Annotated in this window: 18 protein-coding genes; 13 read left to right on the top strand and 5 right to left on the bottom strand. The window is 65.5% G+C overall.

Going from position 1 to position 15,718, the window contains the following annotated elements; translation table 11 throughout:
• The first annotated feature begins 106 nt into the window (after positions 1-106).
• The 5 genes from B0E49_RS10255 to B0E49_RS10235 are packed head-to-tail and all read left to right on the top strand — an operon-like array spanning position 107 to position 4,287.
• The gene (locus tag B0E49_RS10255; RefSeq protein WP_077562102.1) at positions 107-1,225 is read left to right on the top strand and encodes an acyl-CoA dehydrogenase family protein; all 1,119 of its coding nucleotides are present in this window, start codon (positions 107-109) and stop codon (positions 1,223-1,225) included.
• Entirely contained in the window at positions 1,225-1,398 is a 174-nt protein-coding gene (locus B0E49_RS10250) for a rubredoxin (RefSeq protein ID WP_077562210.1), read from the top strand. The genes B0E49_RS10255 and B0E49_RS10250 overlap by 1 nt, the downstream gene beginning before the upstream one ends.
• Positions 1,399-1,400: 2 nt before the next feature.
• Positions 1,401-2,225 carry an ABC transporter ATP-binding protein gene (locus B0E49_RS10245; protein WP_077562101.1) on the top strand — a complete coding sequence of 275 codons (825 nt, stop codon included), beginning with the start codon at positions 1,401-1,403 and terminating at the stop codon, positions 2,223-2,225.
• 11 nt (positions 2,226-2,236) lie between these two features.
• Positions 2,237-3,454, top strand: a complete 1,218-nt coding sequence (locus B0E49_RS10240) for an ABC transporter substrate-binding protein (protein WP_077562100.1) — start codon at positions 2,237-2,239, stop codon at positions 3,452-3,454.
• A gap of 41 nt (positions 3,455-3,495) precedes the next feature.
• The gene (locus B0E49_RS10235) at positions 3,496-4,287 is read left to right on the top strand and encodes an ABC transporter permease (RefSeq protein WP_077562099.1); all 792 of its coding nucleotides are present in this window, start codon (positions 3,496-3,498) and stop codon (positions 4,285-4,287) included.
• A gap of 21 nt (positions 4,288-4,308) precedes the next feature.
• Here B0E49_RS10235 and B0E49_RS10230 read toward each other — a convergent pair whose 3' ends face one another.
• On the bottom strand, positions 4,309-6,411 hold the full coding sequence (locus B0E49_RS10230) for an acetoacetate--CoA ligase (RefSeq protein WP_077562098.1): 2,103 nt from the start codon (positions 6,409-6,411) through the stop codon (positions 4,309-4,311).
• A 42-nt stretch (positions 6,412-6,453) separates the two neighbouring features.
• Here B0E49_RS10230 and B0E49_RS10225 point away from each other — a divergent pair, with 42 nt between their 5' ends.
• The 4 genes from B0E49_RS10225 (at position 6,454) to B0E49_RS10210 (ending at position 9,305) form a co-directional block, all read left to right on the top strand.
• Positions 6,454-6,945 carry a DUF3237 domain-containing protein gene (locus B0E49_RS10225; protein ID WP_077562097.1) on the top strand — a complete coding sequence of 164 codons (492 nt, stop codon included), beginning with the start codon at positions 6,454-6,456 and terminating at the stop codon, positions 6,943-6,945.
• A gap of 69 nt (positions 6,946-7,014) precedes the next feature.
• On the top strand, positions 7,015-8,301 hold the full coding sequence (locus B0E49_RS10220; protein ID WP_077562096.1) for a solute carrier family 23 protein: 1,287 nt from the start codon (positions 7,015-7,017) through the stop codon (positions 8,299-8,301).
• Between the two features lie 10 nt (positions 8,302-8,311).
• Positions 8,312-8,734, top strand: a complete 423-nt coding sequence (locus B0E49_RS10215; RefSeq protein ID WP_077562095.1) for a hotdog fold thioesterase — start codon at positions 8,312-8,314, stop codon at positions 8,732-8,734.
• 169 nt (positions 8,735-8,903) lie between these two features.
• Entirely contained in the window at positions 8,904-9,305 is a 402-nt protein-coding gene (locus B0E49_RS10210) for a phage holin family protein (RefSeq protein WP_077562094.1), read from the top strand.
• A gap of 135 nt (positions 9,306-9,440) precedes the next feature.
• Here the strand turns inward: B0E49_RS10210 and B0E49_RS10205 are convergent, their stop codons facing one another.
• Positions 9,441-10,019 carry a cob(I)yrinic acid a,c-diamide adenosyltransferase gene (locus B0E49_RS10205; protein ID WP_077562093.1) on the bottom strand — a complete coding sequence of 193 codons (579 nt, stop codon included), beginning with the start codon at positions 10,017-10,019 and terminating at the stop codon, positions 9,441-9,443.
• 184 nt (positions 10,020-10,203) lie between these two features.
• Here B0E49_RS10205 and B0E49_RS10200 point away from each other — a divergent pair, with 184 nt between their 5' ends.
• From B0E49_RS10200 to B0E49_RS10185, 4 genes are all read left to right on the top strand, one after another.
• Positions 10,204-10,434 (top strand): hypothetical protein, encoded by a 231-nt coding sequence (locus B0E49_RS10200; protein ID WP_077562092.1) that lies wholly within the window; start codon positions 10,204-10,206, stop codon positions 10,432-10,434.
• Between the two features lie 142 nt (positions 10,435-10,576).
• Positions 10,577-12,001, top strand: coding sequence for an FAD-binding oxidoreductase (locus tag B0E49_RS10195; RefSeq protein ID WP_077562091.1), 1,425 nt, complete (start codon positions 10,577-10,579; stop codon positions 11,999-12,001).
• 189 nt (positions 12,002-12,190) lie between these two features.
• The gene (locus B0E49_RS10190) at positions 12,191-12,697 is read left to right on the top strand and encodes a hypothetical protein (RefSeq protein WP_286137919.1); all 507 of its coding nucleotides are present in this window, start codon (positions 12,191-12,193) and stop codon (positions 12,695-12,697) included.
• An 80-nt stretch (positions 12,698-12,777) separates the two neighbouring features.
• Positions 12,778-13,284: a glycine zipper family protein gene (locus tag B0E49_RS10185; RefSeq protein WP_174571090.1), complete on the top strand. Its 507-nt coding sequence runs from the start codon at positions 12,778-12,780 to the stop codon at positions 13,282-13,284.
• Between the two features lie 44 nt (positions 13,285-13,328).
• Here B0E49_RS10185 and B0E49_RS10180 read toward each other — a convergent pair whose 3' ends face one another.
• The 3 genes from B0E49_RS10180 to B0E49_RS10170 all read right to left on the bottom strand — a co-directional run bounded on the left by B0E49_RS10180 (position 13,329) and on the right by B0E49_RS10170 (position 15,649).
• Complete coding sequence (locus B0E49_RS10180; RefSeq protein ID WP_077562090.1) at positions 13,329-14,273, bottom strand: ParB/RepB/Spo0J family partition protein; 945 nt, start codon at positions 14,271-14,273, stop codon at positions 13,329-13,331.
• A gap of 2 nt (positions 14,274-14,275) precedes the next feature.
• Positions 14,276-14,815, bottom strand: a complete 540-nt coding sequence (locus B0E49_RS10175) for an RBBP9/YdeN family alpha/beta hydrolase (protein WP_077562089.1) — start codon at positions 14,813-14,815, stop codon at positions 14,276-14,278.
• A gap of 63 nt (positions 14,816-14,878) precedes the next feature.
• A complete protein-coding gene (locus B0E49_RS10170) occupies positions 14,879-15,649 on the bottom strand; it encodes a ParA family protein (protein WP_077562088.1) in 771 nt (256 codons plus the stop codon).
• Between the last annotated feature and the right edge of the window lie 69 nt (positions 15,650-15,718).

Raw genomic sequence — 15,718 nt, 5'->3', positions numbered from 1 at the left:
CCCGCATTTCTCTCCTGAGCAACGGCGTTACGCCTGTCCCGGGGCCGCGATCGAGCGGCGGCATCAGCTCGATTTTCATTGATTTACCCTGGAAGGAATGACTGTCATGAGTCAGCTGGATGTCCCCGTTGCGTTGCTGGATGCCGTGCGCGCGCAAGCCAGGACGGAACTGGCGCCGCTCGTGGGCGCCATCGACCAGGAAGGCCTGTATCCCGCAGAGTATCTGCAGCACCTGGGCGCTTTGGGTGGGTTTGGCGCCAGCGTACCGGTCGAGCACGGCGGCTCGGGGCTGGGGCTGGCCACACAAATCGACGTGACCACGCAGGTCGGCAGCGAGTGCGGCGCCACGGCCTTTCTGGTCTGGTGCCAATCGACCTGCGCCTGGTATTTGCAGCACGCGCCGAATCCGGCGGTGCGCGAGCGCTATCTGCAGCCCGTGGCGCAGGGAACGCTGTTTGCAGGCACCGGCATGTCGAATGCGGTCAAGCACCTGGCCGGACTCGAAAAAATTCAATTGCATGCGGCGCGCAGGGACGGTGGCTATGTCGTGAGCGGCAACCTGCCCTGGGTCTCAAATGTCGGCGCCGATCACCTGGTCATCGTCACGGCCGCCGTCGAGAACGCAGGCTATGTGATGTTTGCGGTGCGCGGCGACGCAGCGGGCTTGCATCTGCATCCATGCCCGGAATTTTCCGGCCTGGAAGGCACCCAAACCCTGAACCTGCGCTTCAAGGAGGTTCAGGTCAGCAGCGACCATGTGCTGGCGCATCCGCATCAGTTTGAAGCGTATATGGCGCGCATCAAGGCCGGCTTTGTGCTCGGGCAGGCCGGCATGGGCTTTGGCGTGATCGAGGGCTCGCTCAAAACGATTCGTGAAAGCAACGCCAGCAACGCCGGCGTGAATGCGTTCCTGGATGATCAAGGCAGCGAGCTGGCGGCCGAATTGGCGCAGCTGAAAGCCCGCGCGGCGCTGCTGGCGCATCAGGCGCAAACCGGCCATGCGCCGATCATCGAGGCGCTGAAGCTGCGCGCGCGCACCTCCGAATTGACCCTGCGGGCAGCAAATTCGGCGGTCCTGCACGCGGGCGCCAAGGGTTACCTGATGCGGCATCCGGCGCAGCGCCGGCTGCGCGAAGCGGTGTTCGTCGCCATCGTGACGCCGGCGTTGAAGCATTTGCGCAAGGAAATCCACGATCTGGAGCAACTGCAGGCACAGGCGGCGTGATGGCACAAGCGGCGCAATGGATGTGCAGCCCCTGCGGCTTCATTTACGACGAGACGGTCGGCATGCCGGAGGACGGCATTCCGGCCGGCACGCCTTTCGAATCGATTCCGGACGATTGGGAATGCCCGGATTGCGGCGTCGGCAAGGCCGACTTCTTTCGGGTTCCGGATTGACCATGGCTCCGGCGAGCGCAACGGCGGCACCCCAGCAGACGATCGTTCTGGATGCACAGCAGATCGAGCTGAGCTACGGGCACAAGTCCGTGAATCCCGTGCTGCGCGACTTCTCGCTGCAGCTGGCGGCGGGCGAGATAGTTGCCGTGCTGGGGCCGAGCGGTGTCGGCAAGTCGTCGCTGCTGCGCGTGCTGGCCGGACTGCAGGTGCCCGATAAAGGCACGGTGCATGTCAAGGGCGAGCCGCTGCACGGGCCGCATCCGCGCCTGGGCTTCGTGTTCCAGGACCCGAGCCTGCTGCCCTGGCTGACGCTGGAAGAAAACGTCGGCTTTGGCCTTGACTTCACGCACCAGGCACGCATCAGCAACGCCGAAAAGCAGGAGCGGGTCGCGGCGGCGATCGCGGAAGTCGATCTGCAACGCGCACGCACGCGCTACCCGTCCGAGCTGTCCGGTGGCATGGCGCAACGCACCGCGCTGGCACGCAGCCTGGCGCGGCAGCCGGAGATCCTGTTGCTGGACGAGCCGTTCAGCGCGCTCGATGAAATCACGCGCAGCGAGATGCAGGCGCTGCTGCTGCAGATCACGTCGCGGCACCAGACTTCGGCGATCCTCGTGACCCACGACATCGACGAGGCCCTGCTTCTGGCCGACCGCATCCTGCTGATCGGGCTGACGCCGGGGCGCCTGATTGACGAGTGGCGCATCGACCTGCCGCACCCGCGCGACGAGGTCGCGGCCGAACTGACCGGCATGCGCGTCGAAATCGTGCAGGCGCTGCGCCAGGCGCGGCGCGGCATACCGACCCCGAATCACCTTCATTCCTAAAGCAGAGCACCATGAAAGTCACCCCGTCCGCGCCGACCTCGCGCACCCCCGCACCAGAGGGCCGCCGCCAATTCCTCAAACTGTCAACGGCGGTTGGCGCCATCGGTGCGCTGCCCTTGTTGCAAACCGCCGGCCGCGCGCTGGCCGCCGAGCAGGGTGCGCCGGTGCGGATCGGCTATCTGCCGGTCACGGACGCCGCACCGCTGCTGATTGCGCACGGCAACAAGACGTATGAGGCGCAGGGGCTCGAGGTCGAGAAGCCGCGCCTGTTTCGCAGCTGGGCGCAGATTGCCGAAGCGTTTTTAAGCGGGCAGGTGAATGTGGTCCACCTGTTGATGCCGATGACCATCTGGGCGCGCTATGGCAGCAAGGCGCCCGCCAAGGTCGTCGCCTGGAACCACATGGAAGGATCGAGCCTGACGGTGCTGCCCGAAATCAACCGGCTGAGCGACCTGGGCGGCAAAACGGTGGCGATTCCGTTCTGGTACTCGGTGCATAACGTGGTGCTGCAGTACCTGCTCAGAGGCCAGGGCCTGCAAGCTATCAGCGAGGGCAATCCCGGCCCGAAGCAGGTCAAGCTGGTGGTCATGTCCCCGGGCGACATGCTGCCGGCGCTGGGCACCAAACAAATTGCCGGCTATACCGTGGCCGAACCGTTCAATGCGCTGGCGGAAACGCTCAAGGTCGGGAAAATCTGGCGCTTTACCGGCGACGTCTGGAAGGACCACGCCTGCTGCGTCGTCTTCATGCATGAGCGTGATCTGGAGCAGCGTCCGCAATGGTCGCAAAAGGTGGTAAGCAGCATCGTGCAGGCGCAAGCCTGGATTCGGGACCATCGCGACGAAGCGGCGCACATGCTGGCCAAGGACAATCCCGCCCACTACACGCCGCACACTTACGAGACGCTGGCCCAGGTGATGGCGCCGCACGAGGAGCTGGCCGCCAGGTACAAGGCTTCGGGGGCGGTGGAGCACGCCGACTGGAAGGAAAAGCGCATCGACTTTCAGCCCTACCCTTTCCCCAGCTACACCGAGGAGCTGGTGAAGATGCTCAAGCAGACCATCGTCTCCGGCCGCAACGAGTTCTTGCAGGCGCTGGACCCGGCCTTCGTCGCGCGCGATCTGGTGGACGACCGCTTTGTCAAAAAGGCGATCGCGGATCTGGGCGGCATGTCCGCCTTCGGGCTGCCGAACTCGTTCACGCGGCGCGAAACGATTTCGAAGAATTGAAACGGCGCTGAATTCGACCCCGCCGCATCAGGACCCCCGTCATGGAAAAAATTCTCAAACTGTCCCGCGCCTCCCCCCGCAGCATGCAGTTGCTGCTGAGTCTGGGCGGCCTGGCGACGCTGATCCTGGCATGGGGGCTGGGCGCGCACTGGCTGCAGCAAAGCAGCGCGCTCGCCAGCCTGCTCAGCCCGCGTGAGACTTTCGAGAGCCTGTACCATCTCGTGGTGCAGAACCAGTTGACGCTGCACACCCTCACCAGCATGAAACGGGTACTGGTCAGCCTGGCGCTGGCGCTCGTGCTGGGCATCCCGATCGGCCTGGCGATTGGCACTTCGCGCGCGCTGGAGAACAGCACCAGCAGCGCGTTCCAGTTCCTGCGCATGATCTCGCCGCTGTCATGGATGCCCATCGCGGTAATGATGTTCGGCATCGGCGACGGCCCGATCTACTTCCTGCTGACCTTCGCCGCGGTCTGGCCGATCATCCTGAATACCGCCGCTGGCGTGCGCCAGCTCGACCCGAAATGGCTGATGCTCGCCAAGAGCCTGTCCGCCACGCGCCGCGAAATGCTGTTCAAGATCGTGCTGCCCGGCATTCTGGGGCACATCCTGACCGGCTTGCGGCTGGCCATCGGCATCGTCTGGATCGTGCTGGTTCCGTGCGAAATGCTGGGCGTGAGCTCGGGCCTGGGCTACTTCATTCTGGACACGCGCGACCGGCTCGCGTATTCCGAGCTGATGGCGGTCATTGTGCTGATCGGCGCGCTCGGTTTTGCGCTCGACGGGCTGGCGCAAAAGCTGTGCCAGCGCTGGTCGCACACGCGCAAGGCCTAGCGCGGCGCGGCCTGCGCCCCACTATGCGAGCCGCTGCGCGGCAAATGCCACATACCAGTCCAGGCACCCCGGATTCGCCATCGCGTCGCGGTTCAGCACCTTCTCGATCGGCTGGCCCAGCAGCAGCTTCTTGATCGGCAGCTCCTGCTTCTTGCCGGAGAGCGTGCGCGGAATCTCGGCCACCTGAAAAATGTCGTTCGGCACAAAGCGCGGGCTCAGTGCGGTCTTGATCGCGTTGTTGATTTTGGCGCGCAGCGCGTCGTCCAGCGTCACGCCAGCGCGCAGCACCACGAACAGCGGCATATAGCTCTCGCGGCCCAGGTATTCGAGATCGACCACCATGCTGTCCAGCACCTCGGGCAGCGCTTCGACCGCGCTGTAAAGCTCGCTGGTGCCCATGCGCAGGCCGTGGCGGTTGATGGTGGCGTCACTGCGGCCATAGATGATGCAGCCGCCATTGGCGCCGATCTTGAGCCAGTCGCCGTGGCGCCAGACGTTCGGGTAGGTGTCGAAGTAGCTCGACAGATAACGCCGGTTGCCCTCGTCGCCCCAGAAGTACAGCGGCATGGACGGAATCGGCTGGGTGCAGACCAGCTCGCCGACCTCGCCGATGACCGGCTGGCCCTGCTCGTTCCAGGCCTCGACCGCGCAACCGAGCTGGCGGCACTGCATCTCGCCGGGCACCTGCGGCAGTTCGCGGTTGCCGCCGATGAACGCGCCCGCAAAGTCGGTGCCGCCGGAAATATTGCACCACCAGATGTCGCCCCCACGCTCGCCCACTTCGTGTGGTTCGCTGCCCCCCGAGGGGGCCTTCGCGCCTTGGGACGGCCCGGCGGCGCTCATGTCGCTCTGCCGAATGCGGCGGAACTGCGCCGTGCCCCAGCGCTGCACGTCCTCGCTCAGCGGTGAGCCGGTGGTGCCGAGCGCGCGCACGCGGCTCAGGTCGCCGCAGGCTTGCAGGTCGATGCCGGCCTTCATGCAGTTGGCGTAGAACGCGGCACCGGCGCCGAAGAAGGTCACGCCGGTTTCGGCCGCGAAGCGCCACAGGGTGGTCCAGTCGGGGCCGCCGGCACTCGCCGGCTGGGTACCGCCCGGGCTGCCGTCGTACAGGCACAGCGTGGTGCCGCTCAAAAGGCCGGCCGTCTGCGCGTTCCACATGACCCAGCCGGTCGAACTGTACCAGTGAAAGCGCTCGCCCCACGAGTTGGCCGCATAGCTGCAGCCCACGTCGTTGTGCAGTACGTTCAGCAGCAGCCCCACCAGCACCAGGCCGCCGTGGCCGTGCACGAGGGGCTTGGGCAGGCCCGTGGTGCCGCTCGAATAGACGATCCACAGCGGATGGTCGAACGCCAGCCACATCGGTTCGAATGCCTCCACTTCGGCATCGTTTCGCGCTGTAACCCGCGTGAACATTTCACTATCAGCTATCACATTGGTAGCAGACAGGTTGTTGTAGGCAACCACATGTTGCAGCGTGGGCAGCGCCGCGCGCAGCTCGGCCACCACCGCCGTGCGGTCGAAATCGCGCCCGCCGTAACTCACGCCGTCGCAGGCAATCAGCACCTTGGGTTCGATCTGCCTGAAGCGGTCCAGCACGGCGTGGCTGCCCATGTCGGGCGCGCAGATGCTCCACACGCCGCCGATGCTGACCACGGCCAGGAACGCAATCATGGCCTCGGGAATGTTGGGCAGGTACGCCGCCACGCGGTCGCCCGGCTGCACGCCCAGCGCCTTCAGGTGCAACGCCAGCGAGGCGACCTGGCGGCGCAGCTCCGGCCAGCTCAGCTCGCGCGGCATGCCCTTTTCGTTGCGGCTGATGATGGCCGGCATGCCCGCGGCGTGCGCCGCATCGGCATGACGGAACACCTGCTGCGCGTAGTTGGACTGGGCGCCGGGAAACCACTGGGCGCCCGGCATCTTGCTGCTGCCCAGCACGGCGCTGTGCTTTGTGGGCGAGCGCAGCTCGAAGTAATCCCAGATGCTTTGCCAGAAGGCGTCGAGGTCGGTGACCGACCAGCGCCACAGCGCGTCGTAGGAGCCGAACGACAGGCCGCGCTGCTCGCGCAACCAGTTCTGGTACAGGCGGATCTGGGGAGTGTAGGGGGGTGTTTTTGTCTCGCTCATGGCCTCCATAATGGCACGAAGCACCCATCAATCAAAATCACCATGACACCACTGCCAGCTCCCCAGCTCGAACACATCGCCGACCTCACGGTACAGGTTGCCGCGCCGATCGAAGCCGGCCAGGTGGCCGGACTGAACAGCCGCGGCCGGCGCCGCATCATTCCGATCACGGGCGGCCTGCTGACCGGCCCGCGGCTGCACGGCCGGGTACTGCCGGGCGGTGCCGATTTCCAGCTCGTAGTCTCCAGCACAACGGCCGACCTCGATGCACGCTACCTGCTCGCGCTGGAGGGGCCCGAATTTGGCGGCGAGCACATCTTTGTGCAGAACCGCGCACTGCGCCGCGGCGCGGCCGACGACATCGCAAAGCTGGTGCGCGGCGAGCCGGTCGATCCTGCCGCCATTTATTTCCGCTGCGTGCCGGCATTCGAGGTGTCATCGCCGGCGCTGGCATGGCTGACGGAAAGTCTGTTCGTCGGCACCGGTGCACGCTATCCGGACCGCGTCGAAATGAGCTTCTTCCGCGTCGCCTGAAGCGCCGCGCCGCTTGTGCGGCACGACCATTGCCCTTAGCATCGCGGCACTTTTAACAAGGAGTGAGGCATGGGAATGTTCGACTGGACAGAGAAAAATGCGGCGGTTCTGCAGCAGGGCGGGGTCATCGGCCCCGACGAGCGGCTGCCCTGGCCGCAGACCGCCGCGATGGGCGTGCAGCACGTGATCGCGATGTTCGGTGCCACCGTGCTGGCACCGATCCTGATGGGGTTCGACACCAACATCGCGATCCTGATGAGCGGCATTGGCACGCTGATCTTCTTCGCGATCACCAACGGCAAGGTGCCGAGCTACCTGGGCTCGAGCTTCGCCTTCATCGGCGTGGTGATTGCGGCCACGGGCTTCGCCGGCAAGGGGCCGAACGCCAACATCGCGGTCGCGCTGGGCGGCATCGTCGCCTGCGGCGCGGTGTACATCCTCATCGGCGCCATCGTGCACGCCATCGGCACGGGCTGGATCGAGCGCGTCATGCCGCCCGTCGTCACCGGCGCCGTCGTGGCCGTGATCGGGCTGAACCTGGCGAGCGTGCCGATCAAGAACATGGCGTCCAGCAACTTCGACTCGTGGATGCAGGCGGTCACCTTCGTCAGCGTGGGGCTGGTCGCCGTGTTCACGCGCGGCATGGTACAGCGTCTCCTGATCCTGATCGGGCTGGTGCTGGCGAGCCTGATCTACGCGGTGTTTGCCAATGGCATGGGCCTGGGCAAGCCGCTGGACCTTTCGGGCATCGGCAACGCCGCATGGGTCGGCCTGCCCCACTTCACCGCGCCGGTGTTCAGCGCCAACGCCATGCTGCTGATCGTGCCCGTGGTCATCATCCTGGTGGCCGAGAACCTAGGCCACCTCAAGGCCGTGACCGCGATGACCGGCAAAGACCTCGACCCCTACCTGGGTCGCGCCTTCATGGGCGACGGCATCGCCACCGTGCTCAGCGCCGGCGTGGGCGGCACCGGTGTGACCACCTATGCCGAGAACATCGGCGTGATGGCGGCGACCAAGATCTACTCCACCGCGGTGTTCGTGACGGCCGCGCTGATCGCCATCGTGCTCGGTTTTTCACCGAAGTTCGGTGCTGTCATCCAGGCCATTCCGCTGCCGGTGATGGGCGGCGTCAGCATCGTGGTGTTCGGCCTGATCACGATCGCGGGGGCCCGCATCTGGGTCAGTAATCAGGTGGATTTTTCGCAGAACAAGAACCTGATCGTGGCCGCCATCACGCTGATCATCGGCACCGGCGACTTCACGCTCAAGTTCGGCGACTTCGCGCTGGGCGGCATCGGCACCGCCACGTTTGGCGCGATTCTGTTGTACGCTTTGCTGAATCGCAAAACCTGAAAGCTGTTGCATGCGCATCTGGAAAAAACCGATCTCGACCGAAGAACTCACCGCCATCCATGTCGATACGGCGGTGCAGCACCTGGGTATCGAATTTCTCGAAGTCGGCGACGACTTCATCCGCGCGCGCGTGCCCGTCAACACCCACACGCGCCAGCCCTACGGGCTGTTGCACGGCGGCGTGAGCGTGGTGCTGGCCGAAACGCTGGGCTCGTGCGGCGCGGCGTATTGCTGCCCCGAGGGCTACCGCGCCGTCGGCCTGGACATCAACGCGAATCACCTCAAGGGCGCCATCAGCGGCTGGGTCACCGGCATCACGCGCCCGGTGCACATCGGGCGCACCACGCAGGTCTGGCAGATCGACCTGTCCAACGCCGCCGGCGAGCTGACCTGCGTGTCGCGCATCACGATGGCGGTGCTGGCGCCGAGGTAGTGCCCCCACGCTTGCCACTGCGTGCGCTGCGCTGGGCTCGCGCAGCGTCCGTGCGCGAACAGGACGAGCGGGCGCGGCCCGCGCTGCTGGCGCCGCCCGGAATTTCGAGCTAAATCACGCGCAAGCCTTTATGATATATGCACACTATGCTCCTAATTAAGTAGCAACCATGCTTGACAACCTGATCCCGTTTCTGTTCTATTGGGCGATCATCGCGCTCTCATTGTGGGTTGCGAGCCTTGTGTTCAAGGGGCTGCGTTTCGAGAGCCGCTCGGCGCTCGCGGCGTCGGCGCTGCTGCTCGGCTTCGTGAACGCGCTGGTCAAGCCGCTGCTGATCGTGCTCACGCTGCCGCTGACGCTGCTGACCTTCGGGCTGTTCCTGCTGGTGATCAATGCGCTGACGCTGCTGCTGGTCGCGGCAATGGTGCGCGGCTTTCGCATCTCGGGCTTCTGGACCGCGCTGTTCGCGAGTCTGTTCATCTCGATCCTGAGCACGGCGATCGGCTCGCTGCTCGGCACAGGCAACCCGGCGACGACGATACAGATGCCGAGCTCGGGTAACTGGATCTGAGACGAAACGAGGTGCGGTGCGGTCGCTGCTGGCCCCCACCCCTGCCCTCCCCCAGCGGGGGAGGGAGCGGGAGGCTCCGCGGCGTTGCATTGGAGTGCCTTGCTGCACGCCCGTAGCGATCGCCGTGCGCCTGCTCTACTGCGCCTGCGACCTGGCCAGCTTCTCGCTCTTCCAGTACACATCGTCGCCCACCGTGCCGTCCGTGCGATAGCGGTTCAGCACGCGCGCAAGCACGAACATCAGATCGGACAGGCGGTTCAGGTACTGGCGCGGCGTGTCTTTCAGTGTTTCTTCACTGCCCAGCGCGACCACCGCGCGTTCCGCGCGGCGCGCCACGGTGCGACACACATGGGCCTGCGCGGCGGCGCGCGTGCCGGCCGGCAGGATGAACTCCTGCAGCCGCGGCAGCGCTTGGTTGTGCCCGGCCAGCGCCTGGTCCAGCGCCAGGAGCGCCTCGGGCTTGAGCAGTTCGTAGCCGGGGATGGAGAGCTCGCCGCCCAGGTTGAACAGCTGCTGCTGGATCTCCACCAGCAGGGTGCGCACCGCGGCGGGCATGTCCTCGCACAGCAACAGGCCGATGTGGGAATTGAGCTCGTCCACGTCGCCCATGGCGTGCACGCGCAAGCTGTTCTTGGACACGCGCGTGTTGTCGCCCAGGCCGGTGGTGCCGTTGTCGCCGGTGCGCGTGGCGATTTGAGTCAGTCGTTTGCCCATAAAGCTCTCTTGTCGTTGCTGTACCGAGTGGATTGTGCGCCGTCTTTAGAAGTGTTTCGCGAAGCAGGGAAATGTATCTGAGGCAAGTGTTTTGTGAGGGACGAAACACCGGGCAAGAATGCTGGCCTGATGGCCGTTGCTGCGTTGCAATGAAGTCCTGTTCAACTTCACTGGAGCCCCTTCCATGAAAGCCAAACGACGATGCATCCCCAACTTCGAAGCCCGCAGCGTGATGATCATTGCCGCCTGGGCCCTGGGCAGCGCCGCCGCCGTGCATGCACAGACCCCTTACTCGCCGTCGCCACGTCGGGGCGCGCCAATGACGACGCCCTCCGGCGCCATGGACCCATCCAGGGTCGGCGCCAGCCACGACGGCTTCATCTCGCGCGCGCAGGATGACAAGATCATGAAGTAGCCGCGGGCCGTTAATGCCCGGCGTCCCCGAAGGTGGTCGATCCCGGCCGCCTTCGGGGACGCTGTGCTTTTGGCGCTCGTGCGGCGCGGTCGTCGAAATAGGCGGCAGGGATTAAACTGGCAAGTCAGTTTGGAGACATTGCATGAACGCCCCCACCGCCATCGCCCACCTGGTTCCGGAAATCAAGCTGCGCCCCGTGCCGCCTGCGCTGATCGAGGCGCTGCAGGCGCGCTTTGGCGCGCAGTGCTCCACGGCGCTGGTGGTGCGCGAGCAGCACGGGCGCGATGAATCGTCGTTCGAGGCGCCGCCGCCCGCCGCCGTGATTTTTGCGCAGAGCACACAGGACGTGGCCGATGCGGTGCAGCTCGCGAGCCAGTACGAGGTGCCGGTGATTCCATTTGCCGTCGGCTCCTCGCTGGAAGGCCATCTGCTCGCGGTGCAGGGCGGCATCAGCATCGACCTGAACCGCATGAACCGTGTGCTCGCGGTCAACGCCGACGACCTGACCGTGACGGTGCAGCCGGGCGTGACGCGCAAGCAGCTCAACGAGGAGATCAAGAGCACCGGCCTGTTCTTCCCGATCGACCCGGGCGCCGATGCCTCGATCGGCGGCATGGCGGCCACGCGCGCGTCCGGCACCAACGCCGTGCGCTACGGCACCATGCGCGAGAACGTGCTGGCGCTGGAAGTCGTCACCGCCAGCGGCGAGGTGATCCGCACGGGCACGCGCGCCAAAAAGAGCAGCGCCGGCTACGACCTGACGCGCCTGCTGGTGGGCTCGGAAGGCACGCTGGGCGTGATCACCGAAGTGACCGTCAAGCTGTACCCGCTGCCGGAGGCGATCTCGGCTGCGATCTGCTCGTTCCCGAGCATCGAGGCGGCGGTGCGCACCACCATTGCGGTGATCCAGCTCGGCGTGCCGATCGCGCGCGTGGAGCTGATCGACCACCACACCGTGCGCATGGTCAACGCGCACAGCAAGCTGCATCTGCGCGAGGAGCCGATGCTGCTGATGGAATTCCACGGCTCGCCGGCTGGCGTCAAGGAACAGGCCGAAACCGTGCAGGAGATTGCCAGCGAACATGGCGGCAAGGCCTTCGAGTGGGCCACCACGCCCGAGGAGCGCACGCGTTTGTGGGCGGCGCGGCACAACGCCTACTTTGCCGCGATCCAGTCCCGGCCCGGCTGCCGCGCGATCTCCACCGACACCTGCGTGCCGATCTCGCGGCTGGCCGACTGCCTGCTCGACTCGGTGGCCGAGGCCGAGGCCAGTGGCATTCCCTACTTCCTGGTCGGCCACGTGGGCGATGGCAACTTCCACTTCGGCTACCTGCTGGACCCGAACGACCCGCGAGAGCGCGAGGTGGCCGAAGACCTGAACCACAAGCTGGTGATGCGCGCGCTGAGCCTGGAGGGCACCTGCAGCGGGGAGCACGGCGTGGGCCTGCACAAGATGGACTTCCTGGTAACCGAGGCCGGCGCTGGCGCGGTGGACATGATGCGCACCATCAAGCGCGCGCTCGACCCGAAAAACATCATGAACCCGGGCAAGATTTTTACGCTCTGAGCGTTTGGTTTTTGCCGTTCCCTGCGCGCCGGCACGAGCCGGATGCCAATCATTACAACTGCCGCGGATCGCGCCATCTAGCTTTACAAAAAGTAAAGACGGGCCTGCTAGGATGAATTCAAGAGGACGGCGGGCTGGACTGTCGTGGTTGTGCCGCCCTTGAGCATTACCCAACGCAAGGAAAATACCGTGGCCCTGGCTTTATTGCGACGAACCTGTAAAACGCTTGCGCCGTTGCTGGCGGCCTTGCTGGTGGGCGCAGCCTGGGCCCAGCCGGCGCACGACAATCGCGGACCGGGCGCGCATCGTGATGTGGCGCATGAGCGCTATGCATTTCATGGCCGCGACGTGGGCCGCTTTGACCGCGGCGAGCAGCTCCGCTGGAGCGGCGGACACTGGCGCAACAGCTGCTTCGGCGGGCGCTGCGGCTGGTGGTGGTTCACAGGCGGGCTATGGTATTTTTACGACCAGCCGGTGTATCCCTATCCGCTGGTGGTCTCGGGCATCCAGTATGTCGATCCGGCGATGGTGGGACCCGGGCCCGCGGTGATCACCGCGCCGCCCATGCCGCAGCCCACGACCATCGCCCCGGCGCCGCAGTTCTGGTATTACTGCGACAACCCCCAAGGCTACTTCCCCAATGTCCAGACCTGCAACACGCAGTTCCGGCAGGTGCAGCAGCCACCGCCGCATTGAGCGAGTGGCGCCGGCGCGCCCGAGGGAACCTGGAGTGTCCCGTACCGATCTTAATTTTTATCGTCAATCAAAGGACTAACGTGCAAACTGGCAAGCTCTCACTCATCGCCCTGCCGCCGCTGTTATGGCTGGCGGCCTGCGCTTCGCCGCCCATGGGCCCGACCGTGCAGGTGCTCCCCAGCCCGAACAAGCCGTTCCAGGTGTTCCAGCAGGATCAGTTCGACTGCAAGCAGTATGCGCAGTCGCAGGTGGCCGGCCAGGCGGAGGCGGTGAACCGCGGCGCGGCGGGCGCCGCCGCAACGGGCGTGGTGCTCGGCGGGTTGCTGGGCGCCGCCATCGGCAACCACCAGGGCGCGGGCATCGGCGCCGGCGTCGGGGCCATTGCCGGGACCAGCGCCGGCGCGAACTCTTCGGCCTACGCGCAGGGCTCGATCCAGGCGCAGTACAACAACGCCTACGTGCAGTGCATGTATTCCAAAGGCAACCAGGTGCCCGGTGCCAGACCGCAATACCCGCAATACCAGCAGCCTCAGTACCCGCAGCCATACCAGCAACCGCAATATCCGCAGCCCTACCCGCAGCAATAGTACCGATCAGCGCAACGCGCCCGGCCCCCGCTGGGGGCTCGTGCCTACGCCTTGCGCAGTTTCTCGATCAGGCCGTTGAGTTCATCGAGCGAGCCGAACTGGATCGCGAGTTCGCCCATCTCCTCGGTGCGGCCCGCGCGCTTGACGCGCTTTTTCACGCGCACCTCGACGGCGGCCGTGAGCAGGTCCGACAGCTCTTCTTCCAGCCGCTGCAGGTCGCGCGATTTCTCTTTTTTGGCGGCGTTCGACGCCTTCGACGAGACCAGGCTGAACTCGACGCTGAGCTTCTTGACCAGCCGTTCGGCCTCGCGCACCGAGAGTTTCTTGGCCGCGATCTGGTTCGCCGCCGTGATCTGGGTGGCCTGCTCCAGCGCCAAGAGGGCCCGCGCATGACCCATGTCGATGTCGCCGGCCATCAGCATGGTCTGCACCGGTCCGGTCAGATTCAGCAGGCGCAGCAGGTTGCTGGCGGCGCTGCGGGAGCGTCCCACCGCTTGCGCGGCGGTTTCGTGAGTGAGCCCAAACTCCTTGATTAACCTTTGCAGACCCTGAGCTTCTTCCAGCGGATTCAGGTCTTCGCGCTGGATGTTCTCGATCAGCGACATGGCCGCAGCCGACTCGTCGGGCACGTCGCGCACCAGCACCGGCACGCTGTCGAGTCCCGCCAGCCGGGCCGCACGGAAGCGCCGCTCGCCCGCGATGATCTCGTACTTGCCGGCGTTGCTGCCCGCCGCATCCCCGTTGAGCAGTTGACGCACCAGGATCGGCTGCATGATGCCCTGCGCCTTGATCGACTCGGCCAGCTCGTACAGCGCACCCTCGTCCATGCGGGTGCGCGGCTGGTACTGGCCGGGCACCAGCTCGGTCAACAACAATGTCGTGGGCAGTCCAGGGCTGGGCGCTGGCGCGTCGGCCGCGCCCTCGGACACCTTGGGTCCCAGCAGGGCTTCGAGTCCACGGCCGAGGCCCTTGGGTTTTTTGGTCACCATTCTCAGTCTTTCATTAAATCGTCGAGCAGCACGTAGCCCTCGGGCCAGCTGCCCAGGCCGGCTTCGGCATTGATGTGGCCGGCGTCGCCGTAGTCGATGAACTGCGCGCCCCAGGCCGTGGCAAAGCGCCGGGCCCGGTCGAAGTCGCACCACGGGTCGTTGCGGCTGCCCAGCAGCACACTGCGAAACGGCAGCTTTTGCAGCGGGATCGGCGGCCAGCTCCAGAGCAGCGGGTCGATGTCATCACGCTCGACGTCGCCGGGCGCGACCAGCAGCGCGCCCTTGACGTGGTGCGTGCTGCGCGAGTGCGCCGCCCAGGCCGCGACCTGGATGCAGCCCAGGCTGTGCGCCACCAGCACGGCCGGCTCGTCGCACGAGAGCACGACGTCTTCGAGCCGCGCGATCCAGTCGCCGCGCAGCGGGCGCATCCAGTCGTGCTGCTCCACCCTTTGGTACCCGTGCGCGCGCTCCCAGCGGCTTTGCCAGTGCTCGGGGCCGCTGCCCTGCCAGCCCGGCAGGATCAAGACGTTAGAGGGTTTCATGCTATGAACTCAGTAGCTATCTATGCAGATGGGATAAGGGCTAAAGGCCGATTTCATTCGTCATCACAGCGTCTTGATGCGCTCCACCATTTCGCGCGCAAACTCTACATAGGCCTGGCTGCCCTTGGCCGCCGGATCGAACACCACGCCGGGCAGGCCGTAGCTGGGCGCCTCGGCGAGCCGCACATTGCGCGGGATCACGGTATTGAACACCTTGTCGCCGAAATGGCTTTTCAGCTGGTCGCTGACCTGCTGCTGCAGCGTGATGCGCGGGTCGAACATCACACGCAAGAGGCCGATGATAGCCAGATCCGGATTCAGGTTGGCGTGCACCTGTTTGATGGTGTTGACCAGGTCGGTCAGGCCTTCGAGCGCAAAGTACTCGCACTGCATGGGCACCACCACGCCATGCGCCGCGCACAGGCCGTTGAGGGTCAGCATGGAGAGGGACGGCGGGCAGTCGATCAGGATGAAGTCGTACTGCGCCTGCACTTCAGCCAGCGCGGTCTTCAGGCGCTTTTCGCGCCGCTCGATGTCGACCATCTCGACCTCGGCGCCGGCCAGCTCGCGGTTCGCGCCGAGCACATCGTAGCCGCACTTCTCGCTGCGCACGCGAGCCTCACCGATCGAGGCTGACTCCAGCAGCACGTCATAGATGGTCAGCTCCAGCTGGCGCTTGTCCACGCCCGAGCCCATGGTCGCATTGCCCTGCGGGTCGAGGTCGACCATCAGCACGCGCTGGCCGACCTTGGCCAGACCGGCCGCCAGATTGACCGTGGTGGTGGTCTTGCCAACGCCGCCTTTTTGATTCGCGACGCAGAAGATTTTGGCCATTCGAAGTTTCCTGTTCTTGTTATTGTGATGGCGGCTTATCTGGAAAAGGCCAGCTTGACACCAAAGCCG

The organism is Polaromonas sp. C04 (assembly GCF_002002705.1).
Taxonomy (GTDB): domain Bacteria; phylum Pseudomonadota; class Gammaproteobacteria; order Burkholderiales; family Burkholderiaceae_C; genus Rhodoferax_A.
The sequence above is the reverse complement of the archived record's forward strand: the minus strand, read 5'-3'. Positions and strand labels throughout refer to the sequence as shown.

Coding starts and splice junctions, on each gene's coding strand:
- B0E49_RS10250 (WP_077562210.1), top strand. CDS start 1,225: ATGGCACAAGCGGCGCAATGGATGTGCAGCCCCTGCGGCTTCATTTAC.
- B0E49_RS10225 (WP_077562097.1), top strand. CDS start 6,454: ATGACACCACTGCCAGCTCCCCAGCTCGAACACATCGCCGACCTCACG.
- B0E49_RS10180 (WP_077562090.1), bottom strand. CDS start 14,273: ATGGTGACCAAAAAACCCAAGGGCCTCGGCCGTGGACTCGAAGCCCTG.
- B0E49_RS10195 (WP_077562091.1), top strand. CDS start 10,577: ATGAACGCCCCCACCGCCATCGCCCACCTGGTTCCGGAAATCAAGCTG.
- B0E49_RS10230 (WP_077562098.1), bottom strand. CDS start 6,411: ATGAGCGAGACAAAAACACCCCCCTACACTCCCCAGATCCGCCTGTAC.
- B0E49_RS10240 (WP_077562100.1), top strand. CDS start 2,237: ATGAAAGTCACCCCGTCCGCGCCGACCTCGCGCACCCCCGCACCAGAG.
- B0E49_RS10220 (WP_077562096.1), top strand. CDS start 7,015: ATGGGAATGTTCGACTGGACAGAGAAAAATGCGGCGGTTCTGCAGCAG.
- B0E49_RS10200 (WP_077562092.1), top strand. CDS start 10,204: ATGAAAGCCAAACGACGATGCATCCCCAACTTCGAAGCCCGCAGCGTG.
- B0E49_RS10235 (WP_077562099.1), top strand. CDS start 3,496: ATGGAAAAAATTCTCAAACTGTCCCGCGCCTCCCCCCGCAGCATGCAG.
- B0E49_RS10245 (WP_077562101.1), top strand. CDS start 1,401: ATGGCTCCGGCGAGCGCAACGGCGGCACCCCAGCAGACGATCGTTCTG.
- B0E49_RS10175 (WP_077562089.1), bottom strand. CDS start 14,815: ATGAAACCCTCTAACGTCTTGATCCTGCCGGGCTGGCAGGGCAGCGGC.
- B0E49_RS10210 (WP_077562094.1), top strand. CDS start 8,904: ATGCTTGACAACCTGATCCCGTTTCTGTTCTATTGGGCGATCATCGCG.
- B0E49_RS10170 (WP_077562088.1), bottom strand. CDS start 15,649: ATGGCCAAAATCTTCTGCGTCGCGAATCAAAAAGGCGGCGTTGGCAAG.
- B0E49_RS10255 (WP_077562102.1), top strand. CDS start 107: ATGAGTCAGCTGGATGTCCCCGTTGCGTTGCTGGATGCCGTGCGCGCG.
- B0E49_RS10215 (WP_077562095.1), top strand. CDS start 8,312: ATGCGCATCTGGAAAAAACCGATCTCGACCGAAGAACTCACCGCCATC.
- B0E49_RS10205 (WP_077562093.1), bottom strand. CDS start 10,019: ATGGGCAAACGACTGACTCAAATCGCCACGCGCACCGGCGACAACGGC.